Origin of the sequence: Streptomyces sp. NPDC047002, assembly GCF_040704505.1 — a bacterium.
Lineage (GTDB): Bacteria > Actinomycetota > Actinomycetes > Streptomycetales > Streptomycetaceae > Streptomyces.
On sequence record NZ_JBEYWC010000032.1, the window covers coordinates 1 to 17910 of the forward strand.

At 74.7% G+C, this 17910-nt stretch carries 14 protein-coding genes and 1 pseudogene; 6 read left to right on the plus strand and 9 right to left on the minus strand.

The window, feature by feature from the left end:
- Positions 1–169: 169 nt before the first annotated feature.
- Positions 170–721 carry a GNAT family N-acetyltransferase gene (locus AB0910_RS24945; RefSeq protein ID WP_366746867.1) on the plus strand — a complete coding sequence of 184 codons (552 nt, stop codon included), beginning with the start codon at positions 170–172 and terminating at the stop codon, positions 719–721.
- Positions 722–764: 43 nt separating this feature from the next.
- Here the strand turns inward: AB0910_RS24945 and AB0910_RS24950 are convergent, their stop codons facing one another.
- From AB0910_RS24950 to AB0910_RS24975, 6 genes and pseudogenes are all read right to left on the minus strand, one after another.
- Positions 765–2450 (minus strand): type VI secretion protein, encoded by a 1686-nt coding sequence (locus tag AB0910_RS24950; protein ID WP_366746868.1) that lies wholly within the window; start codon positions 2448–2450, stop codon positions 765–767.
- Between the two features lie 4 nt (positions 2451–2454).
- A complete protein-coding gene (locus AB0910_RS24955; protein WP_366746869.1) occupies positions 2455–3912 on the minus strand; it encodes an ATP-binding protein in 1458 nt (485 codons plus the stop codon).
- A gap of 142 nt (positions 3913–4054) precedes the next feature.
- Positions 4055–5611, minus strand: coding sequence for an SCO6880 family protein (locus tag AB0910_RS24960; protein WP_366746870.1), 1557 nt, complete (start codon positions 5609–5611; stop codon positions 4055–4057).
- A pseudogene (locus AB0910_RS24965) lies at positions 5608–6937 on the minus strand (hypothetical protein). Before AB0910_RS24965 ends, AB0910_RS24960 begins: the two are co-directional and overlap by 4 nt.
- Before the next feature lie 130 nt (positions 6938–7067).
- Positions 7068–7910, minus strand: coding sequence for a hypothetical protein (locus tag AB0910_RS24970; protein ID WP_366746871.1), 843 nt, complete (start codon positions 7908–7910; stop codon positions 7068–7070).
- A gap of 487 nt (positions 7911–8397) precedes the next feature.
- The gene (locus tag AB0910_RS24975) at positions 8398–8706 is read right to left on the minus strand and encodes a hypothetical protein (RefSeq protein WP_366746935.1); all 309 of its coding nucleotides are present in this window, start codon (positions 8704–8706) and stop codon (positions 8398–8400) included.
- Positions 8707–9273: 567 nt separating this feature from the next.
- On the opposite strand from AB0910_RS24975, the gene AB0910_RS24980 reads away from it, so the two are divergent.
- The 5 genes from AB0910_RS24980 to AB0910_RS25000 all read left to right on the plus strand — a co-directional run bounded on the left by AB0910_RS24980 (position 9274) and on the right by AB0910_RS25000 (position 14368).
- Positions 9274–9816, plus strand: a complete 543-nt coding sequence (locus AB0910_RS24980; protein WP_366746872.1) for a hypothetical protein — start codon at positions 9274–9276, stop codon at positions 9814–9816.
- Complete coding sequence (locus tag AB0910_RS24985) at positions 9813–11630, plus strand: alpha/beta hydrolase (RefSeq protein WP_366746873.1); 1818 nt, start codon at positions 9813–9815, stop codon at positions 11628–11630. Before AB0910_RS24980 ends, AB0910_RS24985 begins: the two co-directional genes overlap by 4 nt.
- Positions 11631–11725: 95 nt before the next feature.
- Positions 11726–12184 carry a hypothetical protein gene (locus tag AB0910_RS24990; protein WP_366746874.1) on the plus strand — a complete coding sequence of 153 codons (459 nt, stop codon included), beginning with the start codon at positions 11726–11728 and terminating at the stop codon, positions 12182–12184.
- 67 nt (positions 12185–12251) lie between these two features.
- Complete coding sequence (locus AB0910_RS24995) at positions 12252–13265, plus strand: NlpC/P60 family protein (RefSeq protein WP_366746875.1); 1014 nt, start codon at positions 12252–12254, stop codon at positions 13263–13265.
- Between the two features lie 329 nt (positions 13266–13594).
- The gene (locus AB0910_RS25000; protein WP_366746876.1) at positions 13595–14368 is read left to right on the plus strand and encodes a phosphatase PAP2 family protein; all 774 of its coding nucleotides are present in this window, start codon (positions 13595–13597) and stop codon (positions 14366–14368) included.
- A 30-nt stretch (positions 14369–14398) separates the two neighbouring features.
- On the opposite strand, the gene AB0910_RS25005 is transcribed toward AB0910_RS25000, so the two are convergent.
- From AB0910_RS25005 to AB0910_RS25015, 3 genes are all read right to left on the minus strand, one after another.
- Entirely contained in the window at positions 14399–15016 is a 618-nt protein-coding gene (locus AB0910_RS25005; RefSeq protein WP_366746877.1) for a sortase, read from the minus strand.
- 68 nt (positions 15017–15084) lie between these two features.
- Entirely contained in the window at positions 15085–16020 is a 936-nt protein-coding gene (locus AB0910_RS25010; protein WP_366746878.1) for a hypothetical protein, read from the minus strand.
- Positions 16021–16162: 142 nt separating this feature from the next.
- Positions 16163–17752, minus strand: coding sequence for an FAD-binding oxidoreductase (locus AB0910_RS25015; protein WP_366746936.1), 1590 nt, complete (start codon positions 17750–17752; stop codon positions 16163–16165).
- Positions 17753–17910: the final 158 nt, after the last annotated feature.

Here is a 17910-nt window from a genome sequence, read left to right on the forward strand (position 1 = left end):
GCAAGGGGGACCTTGTGGGAGAGTAGGTCGCCGCCGAACAATTATTGAATAAAGAGGGAGGGCCCGCGCCGGGTGGTGCGGGCCCTTTCTGCGTTTATGGGGCAGTCGGGGGCGGGGGCAGGGGCTTTTTCGTTGCGGGGCGGCGGGGAGCCGGGGGATCATCGGCTGCATGAACCATGAGATCCGTGCCGTGCGGCCCGAGGAGTGGGAGAAGGCCAGGGAGCTGCGGCTGCTGGGGCTCCAGGACCCCGCCGCTCCCATCGCCTTCCTGGAGACGTACGAGCAGTCGCTCGCGCGGCCGGACTCCTTCTGGCGGGAGCGCGTGGCCGGCGGAGGCGGGCGGGCGCGCCAGTTCATCGCGGAGGCGCCGGACGGGACCTGGTCGGGGGCGCTGACCGTCCGCGTGGAGGAAACGGGCAGTCTGGACTTCCTGAACACCGTGATCAAGCAGGCACAGGGCCACGTCGTGAGTGTCTTCGTGCGGCCGGAGCAGCGCGGCACGGGGCTCATCGGGGCGCTGATGGACGCGGGGCTCTCGTGGGCCTGGTCGCTGGACAATCCCCCGCTGGAGCTGGTGCGGCTCTACGTCCACGAGGAGAACGCCCGCGCCCGTGCCGCGTATGCCAGGCTGGGGTTCGTACCGACCGGCCTTGAGATCCCGTTCGCGCCGGACCCGAGCACGCAGGAGCTGGAGATGGCCCTGGAGCGCCCGCGCCGATAGCGCGGCGACCTCGGCGGTGGGGGTGGGTCCGGGCTCCGCGCGTTCAGGGCGCGTCGGCGAGGGTGTGGTGGGGCCAGCGGCTGCGGGCCTGTTCGCGGGAGCGCATCAGGGCGAGCGGCGGGAGGCCCTGGGCGCGGCCCGTGGCCAGCAGGTCCGGGAGCATCGGCAGCGGGGCGACCGCGGCGACGTCGTCCAGGACGAGGGACATTGGTGGGTCGAGCCGGCCGTCAGGTGACCTGGCGGCCATGCGGCGGCCGTGCTCGACCACGTGCGAGGCGAGAGCCGTCAGCAGCGGCATCGCGCCGGGGCGTGAGCGGGGATCCTCAAGAGGTTCACCCACCACGTACAGTGTCCCCCCTTCCGCCGCGAAAGACTCCAGTGAGACGGCGTCATTTCGGTTGAATGTGACGGCGTCCCGGATGTGCACGGAGGAGAGCGCTTCCACCGTGCGGGCGGCCAACTGCTGTGCGATCTCCCGGCGTTCGCGGTGCGCGGTGAGGGCGCTCTCCAGGAGGCCCGCGTAGCCGGCCGCGGCCTTCGGGTGGGTGCGCAGGACGCGTACGGCCTCCTGGGCGCCGGTGCCCTGGGCCCAGCGGTGCACCTGGCGGAAGGGGCGGCCGTCCACCGCCGCGGCGTGCAGCCAGCAGCGCAGCAGGGTCTCCGCGGTGTCGGCCATGGCCGCGTCGAGGGCCGCGTGCGGGCGTACGGGGGCCAGCAGGGCGATGGCGCGGTCGGTGGCCGTCGCGGGGTCCTCGCAGCCGGTGGTGGGCGACCAGCGCAGCCTGGCGGGGGTGTCGCAGAGGTGGCCGGGGTCGAAGACGAGGACGGGCCCGAGCTTGGCCCGTGCGTCCTTGGTGTCGTCCCACACGGCGGGGTTGGAGGTGACGACGAGGGCAGGGCCCTCCGCGTCCCTGATCGCGGCGACAGCGGTGGGCCTGCGGGTCGCGGCGTCGCCGTAGTGGACCTGCTGCGGGGCGCGTTGGCCGGGCAGGGGGACGGCCGGTACGGCGGGGGCGTGCGGGGACTGGGGGTCCTGGCCGGCCGCCGGGGCCGGTGGTGGCGCGTCCGGCGTGGCTCCGGTGGGCGTGAGGGGCGCGGGGGCCGGAGGGAGCTGCTCCCCGGGGAGCTCATGCGCCGTGTGCAGGGGCTCGGGGTGTGCGGTGTGCGCGGGGTGGCCGTACGGGCTCCGGGGGTACGGCTCCTGCATGTACGGGCCCTGTGCGTGAGGCCGTTCCCCGTACGGCCGTTCCCCGTAAGGCCGTTCCCCGTACGGCTGTTCCGCATACGGTTCCGTGGTCCCGGGGGACGGGTGGCGGGTGCGGCGGGCGGCTCGTACGGCGCGCCAGCGGGCCAGGGTGCCGAGGACGAACACGGTGAGGACGGTCAGCACCATCAGCTGGCTGATCAGCAGGCCCCAGAACAGGCCGTAGCCGGAGAGCCGGTCCTTCGGTGTGGCGGGCCAGGCGGCGGCCAGGTCGTGCGGGTGGGTGACCAGGGAGCGCATCGCGCCGGGGGTGCGGGTGAAGGCCACCCCTGAGGGCCAGGCGCCGTGGGTGAACAGGCCGCCGAGCCCTGTCGCGGTCCACACGAGGACCGTCAGGCCGAGCACGAAGGCGATCAGGCCGATCAGGGCGCCGTCGGGGATGCCGCCCTGGCGGCGGCCCCCCGACCGCCCGCCGCGCGCGTCGTGCGGCGGGCGGGGCTGCGGGTACGCGTCGTCTCGTGCCATGGGCTCACGCCACCGTCGACTCTGACGACTCGTTGAGGCGCCGCTGGTGTTCGAGGCGGGCGGCCCGCTGCTCGGTCTCCCACTCGGCGGCCCTGAGGTCGTCGGGCAGCGACTCGTACGGCACGGGGTTGGCTTCGCCGCTCTGCGGCCCGGGGACCGCGGAGTCCTCCGTCATCGCGCGGTCGGTGAAGACGAGCGGGCGCTCCGCCTCGGTGACGAGGTGCTTGACGACCTGCACGTTGCCGTTGACGTCCCACACGGCGATGCCGGGGGTGAGGGTCGGGATGATCTCGACGGCCCAGCGGGGCAGGCCGAGCACTCGGCCGGTGGCGCGTGCCTCGTCGGCCTTCTGCGCGTAGATCGTCCTGGTCGACGCCATCTTGAGGATGGCGGCAGCCTCCTTGGCCGCGGCGCCGTCGACCACGTCGGAGAGGTGGTGCACGACGGCGACGAAGGACAGGCCGAGGCGCCGGCCGAACTTCAGCAGCCGCTGGAACAGCTGCGCGACGAACGGGCTGTTGATGATGTGCCACGCCTCCTCGACGAGGAAGATGCGCTTCTTCCTGTCGGGGCGGATCCAGGTGTGTTCGAGCCAGACGCCGACGATGGCCATGAGGATCGGCATGGCGATCGAGTTGCGGTCGATGTGGGAGAGGTCGAAGACGATGAGGGGCGCGTCGAGGTCGATGCCGATGGTGGTCGGGCCGTCGAACATGCCGCGCAGGTCGCCGTCGACCAGCCGGTCGAGGACAAGGGCGACGTCGAGGCCCCAGGCCCGTACGTCGTCCAGGTCGACGTTCATGGCCTCCGCCGACTCGGGCTTGGGGTGGCGGAGTTGCTCGACGATGTCCATCAGCACGGGCTGGCGCTCGGTGATGGTCTCGTTGACGTAGGCGTGGGCGACCTTGAGGGCGAAGCCGGAGCGCTCGTCGAGGCCGTGGCCCATGGCGACCTCGATGATGGTGCGCAGCAGCGCCAGCTGGCCCGTGGTGGTGATGGCGGGGTCCAGCGGGTTGAGGCGGATGCCGTCGTCGAGGGCGGCCATCGCGTCGAGCCTGATGGGGGTTATCCCCAGCTCCTGGGCGATGAGGTTCCACTCGCCGGCGCCGTCCTCGCCCTGCGCGTCGAGGACGACGACCTGCCGGTCGCGGAAGCGCAGTTGCCGCAGGACGTACGTCTTCTCCAGCGCGGACTTGCCGTTGCCCGACTCGCCGAGCACGAGCCAGTGCGGGGCGGGCAGTTGCTGTCCGTAGAGCTGGAAGGGGTCGTAGATGTAGCCCTTGCCGCTGTAGACCTCGCGGCCGATGATCACGCCGCTGTCGCCGAGTCCTGGCGCGGCCGTGGGCAGGTAGACGGCCTGGGCCTGGCCCGTGGAGGTGCGTACGGGCAGCCGGGTGGTCTCCACGGCCCCGAACAGGAAGCTGGTGAACGCGTCCGTGATGACGGACAGCGGATCTTTCATCGCGGACCCCTTTCGGCTCGGCGGTCGTTCGGGCGGCGGTCGTCGTGGCGGCGGTGGTGGCCGCGGTGCTCGCCTCGGTGCTTGCTGCGGTCGAGGTGGCGGCTGTGGTGGCAGTGGCGGTGGTGCTCGGGGTCGGCGGGTGTCACCGGCGGATGCCGGTGGCGAACGGCAGGGTGTTCACGAACGCCCTGTGGTGCTCGCGGTCGCACCACTCCAGCTTGAGGTACGACTTGCCGGCGGACGCCCTGATCGTCCGCTTGTCGCGGGCGAGGGCCTCAGGCGAGCGGGACGACACGGTGATGTACCCGACGAGGTTGACGCCTGCGGCGCCGCTCGCCAGATCTTCACCCCGCTGGTCGAGCCGGCCGTGTGCGGCGATGTCGCGCGGGTCGACCGTGCGGTTCATCTTGGCGGCGCGGCTCGCCTCGGCCTCGTCGTTGGTCTTCTCGGTGAGCATCCGCTCGATGGCGATCTCGGTGGGCTCCAGGTCCATGGTGACGGCGACCGTGCGGATCACGTCGGGGGTGTGGACGAGGAGCGGGGCGAGGAAGTTGACGCCGACCGGGGTCATGGGCCACTCCTTGACCCAGGCGGTGGAGTGGCACCAGGGGGCGCGGGTCGCGGACTCGCGGGTCTTGGCCTTGAGGTACGTGGGTTCGACCGCGTCGAGCTCGGCCGGCCAGGCGTTTCGTTTCGTCATCGCCTGGATGTGGTCGATGGGGTGGTCGGGGTCGTACATCGAGTGGACGAGGGACGCGAGGCGGGCCTGGCCGAGGGGCTGGCGCACCCGGATGTCGGCCTCGGCGAGGCGGGCGCAGATGTCGGTCAGCTCGCGGGCCATGACGATGGCGAGGCCCGCGTCGTGGTCGAGGCGGCGGCGCGTGCCGCCCGCCTGGCGGGCGGCACGCGCCATGGCCTGGGCCTCGGCGGCCAGTTCGCGGTTGAAGTGCATGCACGCGACGAGGTAGGCGCGGTGCTGCTCGCTCGACGTGGAGACCATCGACTGGAGCTGGTCGTAGGAGTCGCGCAGCCAGGCGGGGGAGTCGTGGTCGCCGCGCTGGGCGACGTCCTTGGCGTGCGCGTCCGGGTCGGCCGGCAGGGTGCGGGCGAGCATCTGGAGGCGGGTGACGAAGCCGTCGCCGTTGGCGACGTGCTTGAGCAGCGTGCCGAACCGGTCGACGAGGGCCTCCTGGTCCTCGCTGTCGCGGAGGCCGACGCCCGGGCCCTCGATCTCGATGGCGGCGGTGACCGTGCGGCGGTCGGCGTGCAGCAGTACGGCGATCTCGTCGGGGCCGAACGGCGCCGCCAGCCAGTTGACATGGCCGATGCCGGGCGGCGGGCCGATCTCGATCTCGCGGCCGTCGAAGGACGTGCCCGCCTCCATCGCGGGCGACCTGTACGTCGTGCCGCGGCGCAGGATGCGCTTGTAACTGCGGTTGATCTCGAACCACTTGTAGAACGTACGGTGCTTGTACGGCACGTAGACGGCGGCGAGCGCGAGCAGCGGGAAGCCCATCAGGAACACGATCCGCAGGGACAGCACCGGCACGATGAGGCCGCTCATCATGCCGAGGAACGCGCCGGCGATGATCAGGGCGATCTCGCCGGTCTCGCGGTTCTTGCCGACGATCGCGTTGGGCCTCGCCCGGCCGATGAGATACGTGCGACGGGGCGCGATCGGGTGGGACTGGGTGGTCAACGCCCTCTACCTCCTGCTGTTGGTGCCTGGGCCGCCGGCGCCGCCGCCCGTGGAGCGCGAGCCGTGCGGGGTGCCGCTGGTGGGACTGCTGCTGCGGGGCGGGGGTGCGGCGGAGGGAACATGTCCGCCGCCTGCCCCGCCCCCGGAAGGGGACGGGCGGGAGCCGTGCGCTGCGACGCCGCCGCCCATCGGGTTGGCGGGCCTGGCGCCGCCGCCTTCCCCGCCGCCCTCGCCGCTGCCGCTGCGCTGGGGGGCGCGGCTTGAGTGGGTCTTGATGCCCTGGGCGACGAGGTTGGCGGGCGAGGAGATGACGGCGGCGGCCTGGGAGCCGTCCGTGGCCTGTTTGCGGCCCGCGCGCGAGGAGGCGATCTCGTCGCCGAAGCCGGGCACGAAGCGGTAGATCATGGCGGAGGCGAAGATCGCGAGCAGGATGATGGCGAGGCCGGAGACGACGGCGGAGAACGCGTCGGGGCCGGTGTCGCCCGAGAGGGCGCCGGCGAGGCTCAGGACGACGACGATCACGGGTTTCACCATGACCACGGCGATCATGATGCCGGCCCAGCGGCGTACGTGGCCCCACATGTTCTTGTCGACGAGGCCCGCGTAGACGACGGTGCCGAGGAGGGCGCCGACGTAGAGCAGGGCGGCCCTGATGACGAGTTCGAGCCAGAGGACGCCGGCCGCGAGGATCGACACGAGGGAGACCACGATCAGCATGATCGGGCCGCCGCCGATGTCGCTGCCCTTCTTCAGAGCGTCCTGGAAGCCGCCGAAGAACACGTCGCTCTGGCCGCCGGTGCTCTTGGAGATGACGTCGGTGACGCTGTCCACGGCGGAGACGACCGTGTACAGGATGAGCGGGGTGAACGCGGAGGCGAGGACGGTCAGCCAGAGGAAGCCGACCGCCTCGGAGATCGCGGTGGTCAGCGGCACGCCCCTGATGGCCCGCTTGGCGACGGCGAGCAGCCACAGGACGAGCGTGAGGATGGTGGAGGCGGCGAAGACGACGGCGTACTGGCGCAGGAACGAGGGGTTGGTGAAGTCGACGTTGGCCGTCTCCTTCACGGCGGACGACAGCTTCCCCACGGTCCAGGCCGCGGCGTCGGCACAGCCCCGGCCGAGGGAGGAGAGGGGGTCGAGGGCGTCGGCACCGGGGAGCAGGCTGGAGGAGCCGCCGCCGCTGCTTCCCTTGTCGCAGAGGTCGCTGATGGGGCCGGGGACCGAGTCGGCGCACTTGTCGCTCGGCGTCGGCGCGGGGGACGGGGCCGCGGCCGCGCGGGCGGCGAAGAAGAACACGGCGGCCTGGGCGCCGGCCAGGGCGGCCAGGACGGAGCGGGGGCGCGGCAGAAGCCGCCCGGCCGCGCCGTCGGCGGCCGGGACCCGGCGCCGGCCGAGGGCCGCTCCGTGATCGGCGGCGGGCGCGGGCGGGCGGGCAGGGCTGTGGGCGTGGCTCGGGCTACCTTGCATATGTGAAGCCTCCGAACTGCTCGACAGCCTTGCTGATCTGATCCGACGTGGACGCGGCGTCGTCGCCTGGCACGGGGGCCGGGCCGTTCTTCTGCGTGTAGGCCGTGGCCTTCCACGTGCCGGCGGTCCAGCGCAGGTCGAAGGTCCCCGTCTTCCAGGTGGTGGTGACCGGGTTCTTGGAGTCTGTGCCTGCCATGCCGATGAGGCCCGTGTACCAGACGCTGACCTTGGCCGCGCCGGTGCTGTAGCTCTCGACCTTGGTGCCGACCGGGATGGTGCGGGAGACGAAGGTGGAGCCCTGGGGGGCGTCGCCGTGGGCGTCGAGGCCGAGTTGGGAGAGGAAGTCGGTGGAGTAGGCGGCGTCCAGGCTGCCGGTGAGCTTGGCGGCGGCGGACGGCGTGTAGAGGGTGTCGAGGATCGCGTGGCGGGTGTCGGCGTGGAACATGCCGGAGGAGCCCAGCGCGACCGCGTAGTTGGCGGCGGCGCTCGCGGCGCCCTGCTGGTCGTCGGCGAAGCCGGACGGGATGCCCGTCGCGGTGTTCGCTGTGCCCTTGACCGGTGTGACGCCGCTCGGCGCCGTGGGGTCGGCCGCCGCGCCGCCGCCCGCGCCTGGGCGGTCGCCGCCGGCGGAGGCGGAGTCGTGGCTTCCGCCGCCGCGGTTCGCGAAGGCGATCGCGGCGACGAGGAGGACCACGACGCCGACGACCGTGATGAGGGAGCGCGAGGCGCGCACGGGGCGCCTCGGGGCGCCGTAGCCGTCGTCGCCCTCGGGCAGGCGGGTGCGTGTCTGGCCGGGATCGCCGTGGTAGTCGTGCTCGTCGCCGTAGCTCATCGCCTGTCCCCTTCACCGTGCGCGCCGCCGCGTACGCCCACGTACGACGGTAGCCCCGCCGGGCCGCGTGCGGGGGTCCCGCGGTGATCGGGCGTCAGGGAAATCGTTAACAGCGTCCGCGATCGCGAAGCCCGCTGCGAATCCATGCGCGGGGTCGCCCGCGCCGCGGGGCGCGGGGGTGCGGCCGGGGTCCTTGGTGGCATCAGCAGGCGGGACATCGAAGGGGCGCATCCTCAGCCGGTGGGCGCGACGGGCGGATTCGGATCGGGTCGTGTGTCGGGGGCGGGTGGCCGTCGTGGGCCCTGGGCGGCCGGGCGGCGGGTGGCGCCGGTCGGGTGCGGGGAGGGGCCGCGTGCCGTGGGTGGGCCGGGCCCCGCCGGGGTGCGGGTGGCCGGGAGCGCGGGTCGTACGGGCTCGGGCCCGGCCGGTGCGCGGTGGCCGGCGGCGGGGTGCGGGCGGTGGCCCCCCGCCGCCGGCCGACCGGCCGTCAGACCGCCATGCCGTACACGATCGTGAACAGGGTGCCGAGGGAACCGATGATGAAGACTCCCGTCAGTCCCGCGACGATCAGGCCCTTGCCCTGCTCCGCGCTGAACGTGTCCCGGAGCGCCGTCGCGCCGATGCGCTGCTTGGCCGCGCCCCAGATCGCGATGCCGAGGCAGAGGAGGATGGCCACCGCCATCACCACCTCGACCATGACCTTGGCCTCGTTGCCCAGGCTGGAGAACGGGCCCCAGTTGGGGGCGATGCCACCGATGATGGTGTCGATGCTGCCCTTGTCGGCCGCCAGGTACATGTAACTCACCGCCCCTGTTGGGTCTTTCGCTGCCCGCGCCCCCATGGCACGGGTCAGGTCCAATCATCGCTGATGGAACCCGCCCCGTACGCCGGTTGGTGGCTCTCTTTACCCGATCCCCGCACATATGACCGATAGTGTTGCCCTGACCTGGCCCGGAGCACCACGTGCGCGAATGCGGATGGTCACTCTGTGTATCACGGTGCGTGACTCCGGGCAATGACTGTCGTTGATACACCTCGACGCAGAACCGGGCGGCCCGCCGCACGGCGGGCGCGGGCCCGTGCGGCGCCGCGTTCCGGCTGCCCCGTCAGGAGGCGTGCGCGCGCGTGCGCAAGCGCGCCGGGTCCGTCGTCCGGGTGAAGCGGAACGGGCAGGCGCGGGGGCGTCGCGGCAGGTCCTGGGCCCGGCGGGCGCGGGGCGGCGGCCCGGTCGGCGGGGGCACCGGCGCGCGCGTACGCCGCCTGCGCCCCCTTTTGCTCCCCAGGGCGTGGAGCGTCCGGTTTTGACAGAGTGCGGGCCCCTGCTTCGCCGACGGGCGGCGAAGTGCCGTTCGAGGGCGCGGGAATGACGGAGCGTACGGCCACGCGCGTGGCCACCTGGCAGCAGCTGTTCGACGTGACGGGTTCGGTGGGGCGCGGCGTCCTGGCGCCGGACGCCTGGCGCGGCGCGCGCGGGCGCAGGCTCGTCCACAGCGACGAGGCGTGGACGGCCGCGGCTGCCGCGCTGCGCGAGGCGGGCGGGCGGATCGCCCCGGTCGGCGCGGAGTTCGCCCGTGCGCACGAGGGGGTGGCGGCGGGGCTCGGCGCGCTGGCCGCCGCGGGGGCGCTCGGCGACGTACGCGGCTCCTGGGAGCGGCGGTTCGACGCGGCGGCCGTCGAGTGCGAGGAGGTGGCGCGTGCGCTGGTCGGGGTGGCGGAGGCGCAGGGGGCGCGGGAGGCGGTGATCCGGGGGACGTTCGGGGCTGCGACGGGGACGTCGGGTGGTGCCGGCCACTCTGCCGGGGCGGCTGGGTCGGCTGGTGCTGGTGCTGGTGCGTCGAGTGGTGCGGACGCCTCCGCCGTCGTGGGTGCGGCGTTTGGCGGCGGCAGAGACGGCGGTACGGCGTGACCGCGGCGGCGGCCGAGCGCGTACCCGCGTCCGGGAGCGGGCTGACCTGGACGGGCCTGCGGGACCTGCGGTGCGGTGAGTTGGAGGCGGCGGCGGACGGCTGGGACCTGGCCGCGCACCGGGCGGGCGACGCACGCGAGCGGGCCGACCGGCAGGTGCGCCTACGCCTCGCGCAGTCGCAGGAGGGCGCGGCCGCGCGGGCGGCGGTGGGCAGGCTGCGGGTGCTGAGCGGGGACTTCGCGTACGCGGGCGCCGAGTGCGGACTCGTCGCCGCGGCGCTGAAGAGGCTCGCCGACGAGCTGCGGGGCGCGCAGCGGGCGCTGCGGGAGGCGCTGGACGAGGCGGAGTCGCTGCGGTTCACCGTGCACGCGGACGGCTCCGTCGGCTATCCCGCGGCGGAGGTGCAGGGCGGGACGCTGTTCGGGGAGGCCGGGGCCGGGGCAGGCACCGGGCTGGTGCCCGGGGGCCGGGCGGCCGCGGACGCGTGGCTGCCCGTGGCCGGGGCGGGGCAGCCCCTGCGGTCCCCCAACCCGGGCGCGGCGCGGGCCCGCGAGGTCGCCGAGGCGATCGGCCGCGCCGTGGCGCTGGCCCGCGCGGTCGACGCGCGGTACGCGGCCGAGCTGCGCGCCCTGACGGCGGATCGCGCGCCCGGCGGCGCACCGGATGTCGCCGTGAGCGCGGCGATGCGGCGGGACGCGGCGGGCGACCTGCGCCGCGCCGTGCCCGCGGGCGCCGCGCCCGCGGCGGTCAAGGGCTGGTGGGACGGCCTCCCGCCCGCGCTGCGCGCGGCGTACGAGGAGGACTGCCCCGAACTGGTCGGCAACCTCGACGGCATCCCTGCGGCCGTCAGGGACCGCGCCAACCGCACCAACCTGGACGCCCTGATCGGCCGCCTCGCGCACCGGCGGGACGACGCCTCGCGCGAGCGCCTCGCGGGGCTGCGGCGGATCAGGGAGCAGCTGGCCGCCGGCGGTCACCCGAGGCCGTATCTGCTGGGCATCGGGAACGAGGGCAACGGCAGGGCGATCGTCTCCTTCGGCAACCCGGACACCGCGCGCAACGTCGCCGCGTACGTGCCGGGCCTCGGCACGGGCCTGGACGAGGACTTCGCCGAGGGGGACCTGAAGCGGGCGCGGGACACCGTCCTCGGGGCCGAGAAGTTCGACAGGTCCGTCGCGGCGATCGCCTGGCTCGGCTACGACGCACCGCAGAGCGCCGGGGTCGCGGGTATCGGCGCCGCGGAGGCCGGCGGGAGCGCGTACGACCGGTTCATGGGCGGTCTGGTGGCGACGAACACGCATGACGACCTGCATCTGACGGCGATCGGCCATTCGTACGGTTCTCGTACGGTCGGAGCTGCCGCGCGGCTCCCCGGGGGAATCCCTGGCGCGGACGACATCGTCCTGGTCGGCAGCCCCGGCGTGGGGGTCGACCGGGCGAAGGACCTGGGAGTCGGGAGGGACCACGTGTTCGTGGGCGCGGCGGAGAACGACGTCGTGACGAGGCTTCCTTCGCCGCGGCAGGTGGAGGCGGGCGCGCTCGGGCTCGTGCTGGCAGGCCCGGTCGCTGCCCGGGCCGCGGGGGGCCTGGCGGACCGCGAGGGCGACGACCTCTGGTTCGGCAGGGACCCGGCGAGCAAGGCGTTCGGGGCCAGGAGGTTCGCGGTGTCCGACGGCCCCGCGCTTTTCACGGACGGCGCGGTGCCCGCCCACTCGCACTACTTCGACCGGACCAGGGACCCGGAGTCCGCCGACAGCATCGCCCGTGTCACCGCGGGCTACGGCCGCGACGTGCGGGGCGAGGCCCCCAGGTGAGGCGCCGGTACGCGTACGTACTGGTTCTGGCGGCGTTGTTGAGCGGATGCGGTCTCGCGGGGCCCCCGGCCCCGGGGGCGGAGGGTGGTTCGAGGATGGACATGGAGGAAGCGGCCTACCGCGCGGACGCGATGCTCGACGGCACGTTCGCCGCTGTACGGCCCGCGGTGCGCTGGACGCACGGTGAGACGACGGTCGGGATCTGCGACCTCACCCGTAGGCGTGCCGTGATGACGGAGGTCTCGGAGTACCGCAGGGGGGCCTTCCTCGGCGTCGTGGACAGGTACTGGCGCCGTGCCGGATACACCGTCAAGTCCGTGCACGTCAGCAAGGAGTTCCCGGCGATCTACGCCCAGGCGCCGGACGGGTTCGCGATCAGTCTGAGCGTGGGGGCGCGGGGGCAGGTCTACTTCGAGGTGGACACCCCGTGCGTCGAGCGCTCGGCCGTGCCGCGTCCCCGTACCCCCTCCGACGGGCCCGACCACCAGGGCGGGCCCGTGCCGTGGCCGAACGTGCGGGACGACTTCTGGTCGTCCTCGGGCGCGGCCGTCTGAGCGGGGGCTTTCGCGCCTAAAATGTGCGCGTCACTGGCTCCGTGCCGCGGGAGAGGGGTGTCTGACGGTGCGCAAGGCGTGGGTGGTCGGCGGCGCCGTCGGTGGGTGCGGGGCCGGGTTCGTGGGGCTGCTCGTCGTGGGGACGTTCGTGGCGGCCTCGGGGCTCGCGGGCGGCGCGGGCGGCGCGGTGGTCGGCCTGGCGAAGGGCGCGGTGCCCGCGGCGTACCAGTCGCTGGTGGAGCGCTTCGGCAACACGTGCTCGGCGATCAGCGAGCCGCTGCTGGCCGCGCAGCTCTACCAGGAGAGTGGCTGGAATCCGACGGCGAAGAGTCCGGCGAACGCGTTCGGCATGGCGCAGTTCCTCCCGTCGACGTGGGCCGCGCACGCGGTGGACGGCGACGGCGACGGCGACCGGGACATATTCGACCCGGCGGACGCGATCGCCTCGGCCGCTGCGTACGACTGCGAGCTGGCGAAGAACGTGCAGCATGTGCCGGGCGACGTGACCGACAACATGCTCGCGGCCTACAACGCCGGTACGTACGCGGTCATCCAGCACAACGGGGTGCCGCCGTACAAGGAGACGCAGGACTACGTCGCGCGGATCACCACGCTCGCCAAGAGCTTCGCGAAGCCGGTGGGGCGGGTGCCGCCGACGCGGCAGGCGGCGGGGGCGATCGACTTCGCGCAGGGCAAGCTGGGCACGCCGTACCTGTGGGGCGGCAACGGCACGCCCGAGCAGGGCGGCAGGTTCGACTGCTCTGGCCTGACGCAGGCGGCGTACCGGACCGTCGGGGTGGAGCTGCCGCGCGTGGCGAACGACCAGTACAACGCGGGCCCGCACCCGTCGCGGAGCGAGCTGCTCCCCGGTGACCTGGTGTTCTTCTCCAACGACCTGTCCAACTCGCGGGCCATCCACCACGTCGGCATCTATGTGGGCGGCGGGTACATGATCGACGCGCCGCACACCGGCGCGAAGATCCGCTTCGACAAGATCGACAGCCCGGACTACTTCGGCGCGACCCGGGTCACCGCGTCCGGTGCAGCTTCGCTGCCGAAGGACCTGCCCGCTTCGGCGTGAGCGGGCGCGCGCCCCGGCGTGCGCGGGCCGGGACGCCTCGGGCCGACGCACCGGTGGGACGGGTGGGGCGCGAGGGGCGTGGGCCCCTCCGCAGATGCTCACTCTGCGTCAAGTCGAGGCCCTGAGCTGGGGCGATGGGTCACTCTTCGGTAACGTCATGGTGATCGTTCGGTGGAGTCCGGAACGCGGGCCGCGCGCAGGCCGTTCCCTGGACTGACTGCCCGTCGCCGACCGCCTGCCATGTGTCACATGTCACGCGCGGTGCGGCGGGTCCGACAGGGCACACGGCCGAGAGGCAAGGGCCAGGCAAGAGGCAAGGGGCCGCGGCAATGGCTGTACTCGCACTCGACGGTTCGAACCCCGATGTCAGCCTGCTCTACGACATCAACGGGCTGGCGCACAGCGCCCCGTCGTGGTTCGACCGTGCGGTGGAGTTTCTCGGGCAGTACGGCATCACGCTCGCCCTCGTCGTCACCGTGCTCGCCTGCTGGCTCGCGGTCAGGCGCCGCGGCTCCGTCCGCGACTCCGTGAGCGCGGTCGCCGGGCTGATCTGGGCGCCGCTCGCCGCGGGCGCCGCGCTGCTCGTCAATGTGCCGGTGCGCCGCTTCGTGGCGCGGCCGCGCCCGTCCGTCGACCACAAGGACCTCGACGTCCTGGTCTCCGGCCACCACGGCTTCGCGTTCGTCAGCAGCCAGGCGACGCTGGCCATGGCGATCGGCGTCGGCCTCTTCGTCGTGCACCGCACGTACGGGCTCGCCGCGATCGGGCTCGCCGTCGTGGAGGGCTTCACCCAGGTCTACGTCGGCGTCCACTACCCGACGGACGTCATCGGCGGCTTCGCCCTCGGCACCGCCGTCGCGCTGCTGCTCACCCCGGTCGCCATGGCGCTGCTGACCCCGCTGGCCTCGGCGCTCGCCGCGTCCCGGGCAGGACGCCTCGTCAGGTCGCGCCGCTCCGGCGCACTGGAGACCGCGGGCACGGCGGACGGCGGGGAAGAGGGGGATGGCGAGGACGGCCTGAGGGAAGCGGGACCCCTCCCCGCCGACACCCGCGAGCTGGGCGTGGGTGACCCGCGGCCCGACGACACCAACCTCGCGGCCTGAGCCGGGCCCGCCGCGCGGCGCCGCCGCGCCTCAGCGGCCGCTGCTCCCTGCCACGGCCACCGCGCTGACCACCACGTTCGCGTCCCAGTGCCCGTCGGGCCCGATCAGCCCTCCGCAGGTGATCAGGCGCAGTTCCGCGTCCCGCGTCGGTCCGTACACCCGCGCCGTGGGAAAGCGGCGCGTCGGGTACGTGTCGACGCGCGTCACCCGGAACGTCACGTGGGCGCCGTCGCCGCGCTCCACGTCGACCCGGTCGCCCGGACGCAGCCTGCCGATCCTGGCGAAGGCGCCGTCGCGCAGCCGCGCCCGGCCGACGCGCCTGCCGTGCACGTACGTGTTGTCCGGCGCGTCCCGGTGGCCGACGAACACGGCGGGGCCTGGCCGGCCGGGCCGCGGGCCCAGCGCGTACCAGCCCGCCTTCGCCGCGTCCGCGAAGCCCGGCACGTCGAGGCCGCCCGAGGCGTCGAGCGCGAGCGGCAGCACCCCTGCGGTCAGGCCGAGCGCAGGGACGCGCAGCCGCACGGGCACGCTGTCCGCCTCGGTGACCGGCACCGGGCCAGGCGCTGCCGTCGACTGCGGCGGCGGCGCGGCCTGCGACCCGGCGCGCGCGGGCCACAGCTGGAGGGCGAGGGCGGCCGCGGCGCACACCCCGGCGAGCAGCGCGAGCAGCGTGACGGCCCGGTGGAAGCGGGGCGCGGGCGCGCGGTTCCCGGCCGTCAGTGCTCACCGCCCGCCGGGGTGCCGCGCAGCCTGCGCACGGTCACGAGGCAGACCGCGCAGGCCGCGGCCGCCGCCCCGATGACGAGGGCGACGCGGGCCGCGACGGCGGCGGCCGACCGGTCGGCGACGACCGCCACCGGGTGCACGGCGCCCCCGTCCGCCGCCCCGGACGGCGTCACCTGGAGCGCCCCCACCACGGCGGCCGAGGCCCGCGGTACGGACGGGACCGCTGCGGCGGAGCCGGCCGGCACGGCGGTCGGGGCCGCCGTTCGGGAGGCGGCCGGTGGGGTGCCCGTGTGCGAGCGGGCCGGTGGGGCTGCTGTGTCGGACGTGGTGTAGGGGGACGTGCGGTGTCCGGCGCCTGCGGGTGATGTGGGGGCCGGGTGCTGCGGGCGGGAGGTCGCCGTGCCGATCTCGCCGCCCGGCGGCGGGAGCGGGGTGCCGTCGGGGGCGACCAGCCGGAAGCCGTCGACGCGCCGGCCCTCGGGGCGGTGGTGGGGGCGGTCCTTCGCGTAGTAGTAGAGGGGATGGCCCGCGTAGACGACCTGCGGGAGCGTGCTGCCAGGGGCGTGGTGCGGGGAGCGGGTGAGCGCGCCGGTGACGCCGTGGGCCCGGGTGGGCGAACCCACCGCGGGCGGGAAGAGGGCGGCGCACCGGCCGGTGCAGTCCGGCGTGCCGCGCCGGTCGGCGCTCCGCAGGTAGAGGGGCGTGCCGTGCGCGTCGGCGAGAGCCGCGCCGTCCGCCGTGCTGATCAGGGTCAGTTTCCCCGGCTGCGTGGGCCCGTCCACCGCGGCGGCGGTGCCCGCGGCCGCCAGCACGAGCAGCGCGGCCGCCGCGACCGCGGCGAGCGTGCGGGGGCGGCGGCGTGCGGGCGGGGCCGTGGGCAGGGGCACGGCCATGGGCAGGGGCGGGGGCGGCGCGGCAGCAGGCATGGAACCAGGCCATCCGCAGCCGCCCCGCGCGGCAACGCCGGTGAGCCGTCCGGGGGAACGGGTCACCCCCGGCCGCCCCCTGCGGCCCGCAGGGCCCCGGGGAGTCGCCGGCTCCCGAGGCCGGCCCCAGGCCCCGGATCCCCTACAGCCCCTGCGCGAAGGCGAAGAGGCCGTCCGGGTCGTACTGCTTCTTCAGCCGGGCCAGGCGGCCGGCGGCCGAGCCGTAGTAGGCGGTGCGCCAGTCGGAGAGCGTGGGGTCCGCGTAGTTCTGGTACGCGGCGCCCGACGCGTACCGCCGCAGCGCGCCGTGCGTGGTGCCGAGCCAGGCGCGGTGGGCGCTGCCGGTGCCGTCCGGCTGCCAGGACGCCACGTACTGGGCGAGCATCCGGGAGCGGCGGTGGACGAACGCGGTCGCCGAGGGGGCGACCCGGTTCACGGCGCCGCCGAGCGCCGTCAGGGCGAGCGAGGCGCCGCCGCCCTGGGAAACGGGCAGCCGGGTGAACGCCTCGACCGCGCCGAGCAGCGCCCTGCGGCCCCCGGCGTCGAGGGACCTGTCGTAGAAGTCGGAGGCGGCCGCGTAGGTCTCGCGCCGCAGCGCGCCCTGGTCGGAGCGGCCGGGGAGCGTGCCGGGCAGGGCGCACTGGGCGCCGCTCAGGCCCGAGCAGCCGCCGAAGACCCCCATGGCGTCCTCGAAGCCGCGGGTGCGCAGGGAGACGGAGCTCGCAGGGCCCGGGCCGCCCGCGCGGTCGGCGAGCCGGTCGACCGCGGTGTGCAGGTCCGCCTCGCCGCCGAGGGAGAACACGCTCACCGAGGCGGTCGGCGCCACTCCGCCGGGGCCCGCGTCGAAGTGCAGCGACGACCAGATCTCGTCGGGCTGGTCAGGGCCCCACTCCTGCCAGGAGGCGAGCAGGGCGTCCGCCCGCGCCCAGGGCCAGTTGAGGAACGCGACGACGCCCTCGGGCGCCGGGTGGGTACGGAAGCGCAGCGAGGTGACCACGCCGAAGTTGCCGTTGCCCGCGCCGCGCAGGGCCCAGAACAGGTCGCTGTCGCGGCCGGAGTCGACGGTGCGGGTCGTGCCGTCGGCGGTGACGAGGGTGGCCGAGGTGAGGCTGTCGCAGGCCAGGCCGTACGCGCGCGAGGTGACGCCGTGCCCGCCGCCGAGCGCGAGACCGGCGACGCCGACCGTGGGGCAGGACCCGGCGGGGATCGTGCGGCCGCGCTCGGCGAGCGCCCGGTAGACCCCGGCGAGCCGGGCGCCCGCGCCGACGGTGGCGCCGCCGGCCGTGGCCTCGACGGAGTCGAGCCGCGAGACGTCGACGACGAGGCGGCCGTTGCCGCTCGACCAGCCGCCGTACGAGTGGCCGCCGCCGCGTATCGCGACGGGCGTGCGGTGCGCGCGGGCGAACGCGAGGCACTCCCTGATGTCGTCCTCGCCGCTCACATAGGCGACCGCGGCCGGTTTCAGGCCGTCGTAGCGGGTGTTGTAGAGCTGCCGCGCCGCCGTGTAGTCGGCGTCGCCCGGCCGTATCAGGTCGCCGTCGAGGCCCTTGCCGAGCGCGCTCCAGCTGGGCGCGCCGGGGGAGGCGGAGGACGGGGCGGGACCGGTCGTGCGGGTGTCCGAGGGGGTGGCGCCCGAGGTGCGGCCGGGGCCGGGCGCACCGCCGTCGTCGCAGCCCGCGAGGGCGGTGGCGGCCAGCGCCGACACGGCTGCCAGCACGGACCTGCGCCGCACCGGCCGTTTTGCTGCGGGGCCTGTGCGTCCGGGCGCGGGCGTGGATCCGGGCGCGCCGCCGTCCGGCGCTGCGGTGGGACTGCTCATGTGGTCGACCCCTCCCGCGAAGGACAGGAGTGTGGGGAATGTCCCGTGGGGCGCGTCCTTCGCCAGTACCC